Source organism: Congregibacter sp. (genome assembly GCF_965660375.1).
GTDB lineage: Bacteria > Pseudomonadota > Gammaproteobacteria > Pseudomonadales > Halieaceae > Congregibacter.
In genome coordinates this window covers 1-8,274 of the sequence record NZ_CBFHZO010000097.1, presented here as the reverse complement: position 1 = coordinate 8,274, position 8,274 = coordinate 1, and the positions used below count along the sequence as shown (strand labels likewise).

The 8,274-nt window shown below is 56.6% G+C and carries 7 protein-coding genes; 4 read left to right on the top strand and 3 right to left on the bottom strand.

Translation table 11 applies throughout. The features are described from left to right. Positions 1-788 (top strand): sulfotransferase family 2 domain-containing protein (locus ACTG3T_RS09240; RefSeq protein ID WP_439101978.1); only part of this gene is annotated, 788 nt, incomplete at its 5' end. On the opposite strand, the gene ACTG3T_RS09235 is transcribed toward ACTG3T_RS09240, so the two are convergent. Further along, positions 754-1,563 (bottom strand): glycosyltransferase family 2 protein, encoded by an 810-nt coding sequence (locus ACTG3T_RS09235; RefSeq protein WP_439101977.1) that lies wholly within the window; start codon positions 1,561-1,563, stop codon positions 754-756. The genes ACTG3T_RS09240 and ACTG3T_RS09235 overlap by 35 nt on opposite strands. Positions 1,564-1,799: 236 nt before the next feature. Between ACTG3T_RS09235 and ACTG3T_RS09230 the strand changes: the two genes are divergently transcribed. The 3 genes from ACTG3T_RS09230 to ACTG3T_RS09220 all read left to right on the top strand — a co-directional run bounded on the left by ACTG3T_RS09230 (position 1,800) and on the right by ACTG3T_RS09220 (position 4,897). Continuing rightward, a complete protein-coding gene (locus ACTG3T_RS09230) occupies positions 1,800-2,549 on the top strand; it encodes a hypothetical protein (protein WP_439101976.1) in 750 nt (249 codons plus the stop codon). Positions 2,550-2,862: 313 nt separating this feature from the next. After that, complete coding sequence (locus ACTG3T_RS09225) at positions 2,863-3,690, top strand: peptidyl-prolyl cis-trans isomerase (RefSeq protein ID WP_439101975.1); 828 nt, start codon at positions 2,863-2,865, stop codon at positions 3,688-3,690. 1 nt (position 3,691) lies between these two features. Beyond that, complete coding sequence (locus tag ACTG3T_RS09220) at positions 3,692-4,897, top strand: HupE/UreJ family protein (RefSeq protein ID WP_439101974.1); 1,206 nt, start codon at positions 3,692-3,694, stop codon at positions 4,895-4,897. A 31-nt stretch (positions 4,898-4,928) separates the two neighbouring features. Here ACTG3T_RS09220 and ACTG3T_RS09215 read toward each other — a convergent pair whose 3' ends face one another. Both ACTG3T_RS09215 and ACTG3T_RS09210 read right to left on the bottom strand, forming a co-directional pair. Next, positions 4,929-6,533 carry a M81 family metallopeptidase gene (locus ACTG3T_RS09215; RefSeq protein ID WP_439101973.1) on the bottom strand — a complete coding sequence of 535 codons (1,605 nt, stop codon included), beginning with the start codon at positions 6,531-6,533 and terminating at the stop codon, positions 4,929-4,931. Between the two features lie 46 nt (positions 6,534-6,579). Further along, the gene (locus tag ACTG3T_RS09210; protein ID WP_439101972.1) at positions 6,580-7,983 is read right to left on the bottom strand and encodes a CapA family protein; all 1,404 of its coding nucleotides are present in this window, start codon (positions 7,981-7,983) and stop codon (positions 6,580-6,582) included. Positions 7,984-8,274 lie beyond the last annotated feature (291 nt).

Genomic DNA, 8,274 nt, shown 5'->3' with positions numbered 1-8,274 from the left:
AGATTGTTGTGCCCAGATCGGGGAGTGAAACCATGATTTGCAATGAGCATCGATGCATTTTTGTGCATATCCCCAAAGTAGCGGGGCAGAGCATTGAGCAATTCTTCATGCAGCGGCAAGGGCTTGACTGGGAGCGCGATCGGGAAACCCTGTACCTCAATGCTAACAATGACCCCCGCCGGGGAACGGAGAAGCTGTCTCACCTCTCTGCTGCGGAGTATGTAGCATGCGGCCATGTCGCAGCAGAGCAGTTCTCCACATACTTCAAGTTCAGTTTTGTTCGCAATCCCTGGGCAAGAATTCTCTCGGAGTATCTTTATCGCAACTACCTGCACCACCGAAGCTTCAAACACTTTGTGCTTGAGAAGCAGCCGAAGCCTGGATGGGGCGACAAATACCGCCATGTGATGCCCCAGTTTGACATGCTGTACGATGCCGACGGGCACTTGCTGGTCGATTACGTCGGTCGTTTCGAGAATCTGCAAGCGGACTTTGACCTTGTATGCGCGCGCCTCGAAATTCATGACTCGAAGCTTCCTCACCGCAATAGTTCAGGTAAAGATTCGAGAGTCCGTAAGCGACGGATTCGAAATGTTCTTCTGCAAAACGGGGAGAATATAAAAACCAGCTTGCATGACTTCTACGATGCAGAGACTCGCGAAGCCGTGGCAGAAATGTATCGGAAGGATATCGAAACCTTCGGTTACGAGTTCCCGGACTCTCCACGCGCCGCAGCCTCAATCGCCACCAACCCTAAGACCTCGCAGTTTGTTTCTCTTCCCGCGTGAGCGTCCACAATCCGGCGTACTTATTGAACGTATGCTGCGAAAAATTGACGGCGACCAGGAATCCCACGGGACCATCTAAAAAGCCTCTCCGAATTACGTAAATCAGAAAGAAAACCCAAAGAGAATTCATCAAGGCAAAGGAAAGGGAGTGACATCGCCGACCCTTTTCAAAGTATTCCTGGCTGCCCAGCCAGCTGTAGCGCGCGTACTTGTCCACCGCGTGACCGTAATCGCGACTTGTGTAGTGCAATAGGCGACCTTTCGCCGTAACTACCTCTCCCGCCCCTGCCCTCAGCGACTCGTGGACCCTGTCCTCGGTGAATGCGGCACCTTCTCTGCGCACCAATCGCAAAGGCGCCCGCGCACTGCGTCCATGGTCAAGGCGCTTTCCATAGAGCAATACTCCCCAGGGCAATTTGACACCGGTGACGCCCACCTGCCCTCCTGCCAGGAATCCACCTATCCAGTCATGCATCTTTTCGTCTACGGCTTCATCGGCGTCTATGCTCAGGACCCAGTCACATTCAGCCTTCGCCAGCGCCCGCTGCTTCTGGATACCATACCCTGGCCAGTCCGTAGACATAAAGTTGGTGGTGTAACGGGCTACGATGTTCAAGGTGCCATCGGTGCTGCCACTGTCCAGCACGATAATCTCATCGGCAAGCCCCTTCACTGACTCCAAACAGCGGCCGATTCGATCCTCCTCGTCTTTGGTGATTACTATCACCGAGAGAGTCTTCCTGGGAGTTTCGGCAAGCGCTTTGACGGCCGTCATAGGTACCCCTGCATTCCGCACATGCTGTTTGCCTCCTTTACTGGGGTCATTCACCTTTGTAACCCACGATAGATAAACTTCCGCTTCAGTAAAAGTCGTAAAAAGTCCAAACGTTCTTTGGGATCTCTATTGGAATCACAGGCATATTTATCGGAACAATTCAGCAAGGATTTGGTTTATTGTTGCCAGATTGTCTCGGCGCTGACGTTGGTTATTATGTTGGAGAATTCGAAACGATGTTTAGTATTTCGTCGAAGGTCAGGCCACCCATCGCTATCAGCTACAGGCCCAAAGACCAGGACTACCTGCCCGTTGTGGTCGCCGCGATTCGGCATCACCTGGGTGACTGGCCAATAGCCCTACTCACGGAGGAGCAGCATCTTCCGCCAGCGTCCTGGCTGGATCGCATGGAAATTCAGGCACTCACTCACTGGTGTCACTCCCCAAGAGCCAATAAGGTCTTGCGTATGTGGGAACACCAGCAAGTCTTTGCAGAGCAATTCGAGTCCTGGATCTGGTGGCACGATGATATGCTGTTACTCAAAGACCTCCCCGATCCTGCGCAGGTTTTCAGCGCTCCCCTCATAGCTCACAAACAACGCAAGAGGCCGAATGAGCAGCTCAACAACTGGCAAAACTGGCTCTGGGAAACCCTGGGATTCTTCCGCTGTCAGGGCATCTACGCGCCCAATCCGGTACTTCATGTCCCCCGGCTTGTTCGACGGGACCTGATGGACACAATTCCGGAAAACTGGAATCGAAAGCGTCTGCTCTTTGAGCCGACATATTTGCTCTGGACCTGGCATCAGACTGCGCAGCAACCCGAGTTGGCAAAGGGCTATCGCAAGAGCGTGTTTACCGGGACTATTCCCTCGATTGACTCCGTGCAGAGCGATGGATTTACAATCTTAAACTGGGGCAGGAACATCGATCATGACGCAACGCGGGTCGAGTTCAGCAAGCACTACCCGGTCACCTTCGACTAAGGTTCTGAAGTAATGATCCACCCACCCCACCCACTCCGCTATTCCGGCGAGGTCTTGCAGACGGGCTTGCGTAGGCTGTTCGCTTCGCGGCTGACAGTGGAGCCGCGCTGGGCCATCGGAACTTCAATATTGCGGTAGCGGAGATTGAAGCGGCAGTAGAGCCAGGCAGTACAGGAAATGGCATCAGTTGGTACACGGCGGCGCTTACAGGACTTAACGCGTGGAGCCTTCCGAATAAGGTCGGTGAACTTGGCAATACTTCCTCCGCAATGGAGTTACCATATTGTCCGTTCTTGAAGCCGGGGATTAAGCCGTGAAACCGACAGATGGCCTTTTGGTTACCGCCGTAGTGCTCGGGGTTCTCATCGCTCTGGCAGGGCTGGTGGATGATGAAAGCCCGTCGCTGGACGACGCCACCGCGGCCCTGGTGAATGAGACCCGGATTCCCACGGATGAATTACGAAGCCTCCTGGAGCGACGAGCGCAGGAAGGGGCGCCGGTGGACCAGCTACTAGATACTCTTGATGACATGATCGACGAGGAGTTGCTGATTCAGCGGGCTTCGGAGCTCGGGCTTCTTCGTCGTGATTCTAATGTCCGCATTGCCATCATCCAGGCGATGGAGAAGGCCATCCTGAATGAAGAGCGAAGTCGCAACGTGCCGGACGTCGAGATAAGCGCCTTTTACAACGCGAACAAGACACTCTTTGCCGAGCCGCTGACAATCCAGCTCGAGGGGCTCGTGGTTAGCGACAGATCGCAGCTGCCGTCAACAGAGGCTGCGCTCCGTGAAGGCGTCGCAATAAGAGCGTTGGCTGCGGAGAATAGCGGTGTTTCGGTCAGTCGACTGCCACCTGTTCCCTTCAGCCTCGATAAGCTTGCTCGGCGTTTTCCTGAAGAGGTCGTCACTTTCCTGCAAACCGCAGAGGTGGGTAGCGTGCTGGGCTATGAAGCAAAACGCGGTTACCGTCTAATCCGCGTTGCTGCTGTTAATGAGGCACGGGTCCCACCCTTTAAAGAGGTCCGCCTCTCCGTGAGAGGCGAATTGCAGCTGCAGCGGCAAGACCTCGCTTACGACGAGTACCTCGAATGGCTCAGGCAGCGCGCAGAAATACGCAAAAACCTCCGTGTTGCACCATAGCATGCGACATCTCGTCCTCTGGCTGATGCTTGCCCTGTTCCCGTCGCCACTCTTTGCCCACTCTCTGGGCGAGAGCTATGGCGTATTGCGAGCCGGCCCGGGCGAGCAGGAGTTTACTGTCACCTACAACATGCGGCGAGATCAGTTTTTGCAACTTGCAGATTTACGTTACTACGCGAATCAGTCGCCGCTGGATATCGTTGGATCCGTCGTCAAAGATCGTTACCAGCTGTTTACGGCCGTCGGTGCCTGCGAGAAATCCCGCTTCGCCACAACAGAAACCGAGGCGTTTTTACAAGCCAGTTTCGTCGCCAACTGCCCAGCCGAGGGCCCGGTCGAGCTCCGGAACAACGCGTTCTTCGAGCTCCTTCCAGACCACCTGCACTTTGTACGTGTCAGCAGCGTCGATGGCGCCTTCGTCGCGGAGCGTGTACTGGACCGCGCAAACCGAGTGTGGGAGCTTCCTGGAGCGCCCGCGGTAGCACTTACCGACGTCGCAAAACGCTATGCCCGTCTGGGTATCGGTCACATGGCCTTCGGCTTTGATCACCTGGCCTTTCTCGCGTCGATCATGCTTCTGGTGGGTGGCATCAAGCCCCTGGTCTTTGCGATCACCGGTTTCACCGTAGGCCACAGCATCACCCTAGCCCTTGCCGTACTCGGCCTTGCCTCACCTGATGGACAAATGGTAGAGGCGCTTATCGGGCTTACCATCGCGCTAGTCGCCGCAGAAAGCGTGTTCCGGCGCCAGTCGCGGCTGGGTGTCTACGCAGGGACGGTCTTCGCTTGCGGATCGGTCATTGTATTGTACGGCTTGCTGCGAGGTGGACCGGACCCGCTGACCATGGCCGGCATAACACTATTTTTTGGGGCCTACCTGCTCCTGACGCGCGAGCGCGCAGCCTGGGTACCGGCAATGACGCCGTTGCTCACTGCGTTCTTCGGGCTGATTCACGGCTTCGGCTTCGCTGGATCTTTGCTGGAGATCGGCCTGCCCACTGAGCAGCTCGCTATTGCCTTACTGGTGTTCAATCTCGGTATTGAGCTTGGCCAGCTGCTTATCGTAGGGACACTGATTGTCCTTTTGCTATTACTGGCGCGGATCATCCCCGCCGTAAAAACGCTGCAGGTCCCCGCCGCGACCATGCTGGCAAGCGGGTTGCTCGCCCTGGGCATATTCTGGTTTGTCGATCGCGGGTTTGTCTGACGGGACTCGGCGCCCTCCCAAAAAGGGCGAATTAGCGCCGATCGGGCGGCGTGCCGTAGGGATACAGGTCGGTGAGCTCCACGTTGTCATAGCTCAGGGAGTCGAGGCGCACTGTACCGACAAATCCTCCCGGTGCGTCAACGATGTAAATTGAGGGGGAGTAGCCCGTCTCATCGAATCCGCGACGGAAGTGCACGCGTGACTTTGTGACAAAGGCCTTAAAGTCGTCAGGATCAAGACCACCGACTTCAAGCTGCTCGGTCCAGATGATTTGGCGCAGCGCCGGCGTGATGATTAGCGAATTACCTTCGCCGAACTCCACGATGGCAATCGTCTCGTAACCCAGACCCTCACCAAGGTAGCTAAGCGTACCCGTAATCTGCACGGGTTTGCCGCTGGAGTCTGCCGCGAACCCACCTACAGGCATATCGAAGGCATCGCCGGGCTGGGCCTCGGAGGATAGCAGCTGCTGTATGACCAGTTCGTCTCGGACAGTGCCGTAGAGCACGCCGCTCAACCCCTGTTTTACGATTTCGTCGAGTATCCATGTGGCGTCGCCGTTGCGGTCACTGTAATCCGCAAGCACCACGGGGCTCACTCCGCCTTCGATGTCGGCAATGGCCCTCGACACGGCCTCTTCAGGCATCAGCATTTCGGTGTCGAACATTTGCTCGCGCACGCGCCACATATATTCGTTCATGTCATCGGCGATGCGATCAGCAAGCGCCTGATCGTTATTGGTAATGACCTGGATATTAGCGCCAAGATCTGGAACATCCGACCAGGGAAAGCCCAGAGCAACGCTGACGAACACGTCAGTTTCCCGAGATTCCCAACGGCGGGCACGTTCGTAAATATCCATATAAGGCGAACGGCCCGTCCACTGGAGCACCGTGGGTGTCACGATGCCCGGGCGCCGCGTCGCGCCGGTGGGATCAAAGGAGCCGCGGATGGTGCGCAGCAACAACCTTGCTGCACGCTCACCCTGCAGACCCGTGTCGTAATGGGGGTAGCGCTTGATGACCAGCGAGATGTCGGCCCACTTGAGGAACTCCTCGTCTTCGTTAGCGTGCAGATCGAAGGTGGCCGCAATGGGCACATCCGGACCCACAACCTGACGGATGCGCTTGGCAACTTCCGCCTCAGGACGAGGAATGCCTCGCACCGCCATGGCCCCGTGCATGGCAAGATAAACGCCGTCTACGGGCATGGCCGCCTCAAGGTCGGCGATCTGTCCCGCCATGATTTCCTCAAAGGTTTCGCGGGTAGACCAGCTGCGCGAAGAACCTCCATAGACGCCGGGCGGTGAAGTCAGGCCGATAAGCTCTACGCCCTGATATTCACCCATGGCGCTGGTAAACCCCTTGGTGTACCCGCCTGCGGTGAGCACCTCATCACCCACATCCATATCGCGAATCTTTGTCCAATCCGCCATGGTCACGTCGCCGCCGGGACAAAAGGTGCAGGTTTCGTGGGAAAAGCGGAGCACGGCAATGCGAACCGGCTCGGGAGGCGTCGCCGTTGTTGTTACCGTAGGCATCGGCGCGACGTTCCGGGTGGGCTCTTCGGCTTCGCCGCAGCCAGCGAGGGCTATGCCAAGGGCCGCGATAAGTAACCATTGCGTGAATCGAATCATAAGAACGTTCCCATTGTTTGATGCGATGGTGAGATGAGGTGCTGCGTTAATGGTTTGGAAGTTCGACATAGCCAACGCCACGCCGCTGTGTGATCTGTGTGCCAAAGGGCGCCGAGCGTTCCTTAAGATCATTAATAATCTTTGCACCGAGTTCACGATCGGCCAGCATCGGCCGTCCCCGAACCTGCCGGGGTAGCCCGTAACCCAACGTTATCGGGTGCAGCGCAAGCTCAACGAGCTGCTGATTTTCAAACACGGGTACCGCAACCACGGCCTCCCAGATTTCCGGATTGGCGGGGAAGCCCTCGGCATCGTTTTTATAGCGTTTATCGTTGAAGTCAGCCACGTGGGCATTCTCATCCAGGTCATAGCGGGCGTAGTTGTCGTAGGGCAGTCGCAGCAGCGTTTCGTTCTGAAAAATGAAATCGCCGAGGCTGTAAAAAATCGGCTTGCCGTCATAGATCTCTATGCCACGCAGGGCATGGGGACCATGACCCACAAACACATCGGCGCCGGCATCTACCATGGCTCGCGCAAATACGGGAATAAACTCGGCGGGCTCCGATCGTTTCTGGCCCTCATGCGCATGAATCGTAACGATAACGAAATCGGCAAGGCGCTTGGCGTTGCTGACGACAGCAGCGATAGCTTCCAGGTCCTTCTCATTGGCGGTGGTACGCACCCGATTGCTATCGGCGAGTTTGAAGTCGCTGCCGAAGAGCTTGAATTCGCCCGGCTTGTCATCCTTGAGGCCGCGCGGCTTGCCGTCCTGGTTGGTGAACTGACCGAGAGTCATGCCCAGGGTTTTGAGGCGCTCAAACTCCTCCGCCTCTACCTCGTAGGTGGTGTCGTAACGAAGCGGGTTGAGCCCTGGCCGCGGGGGCATGTCATCGCGGGACGGCCCGGCCCCCATGTGCCTGGCAAAGGAAGAGGAGAGCGAAATCAGCGCAACGCGCGCTTTGCTTGTTTCAAGAAATTTCGCTTCCCGCGCCTCAGCGAGGCTCTCGCCAACACCGGCGTCGAGCAACCCGGCCTCGCGCACATGGCGAGAGGTAATTCGCATGCCCTCAACGCCATAATCCCCCGTGTGATTGTTAGCGCGGGAGAGCAGATCAAAGCCAGCCCAGGCGAGCTCTCCCGCCAAGCCCGGGTCGGCGCGCATCCAGGTGCCGCCACTAACCGCCATGGGGTAGGTCTCATAGTCATGGAACAGCACCTCGAGGTTGGTAAACGCAAGGTCTGCGCTACGGATCAACTCGATCATCTGCAGGTACTCGGGCTCGTCATACACGGAGAGCTTGCGCGTAATGATGGAGTCACCGGTGAGGGCCATGGTGAAGCGTTCATCCGCTGATCGAAACTCGGCCCAGCTCGGGAGGGAGAGCATAAGGCAGGCACAACATGCCGCCACAAAACCGGTGGCTTTCGCATTCACCGTGACCGACGTCATTGTTGGCGTTTTTGCTAGAGCTTTTGCTACCGTTGTTTTTAACAAGGCGATCACCGGAATAGAATTTGCTCACTTGCGTGAGAGACGGTGGATCCGTTGTACTGATGAGGACTCACGATTGTCAAGTCATCGCGTGTGACAACATTTCTTGCGCCGCAGTGACACGAGCCAACCAACGTCCCTAAACCAGCGCAATCCAACATCTAATCTCCCATTACCGCGCGGCCCCAGCCATGGAATGCACCTGCCTCCAAAGCAAGACTTTGATAGTGTGATTTCTTTTATTACCCG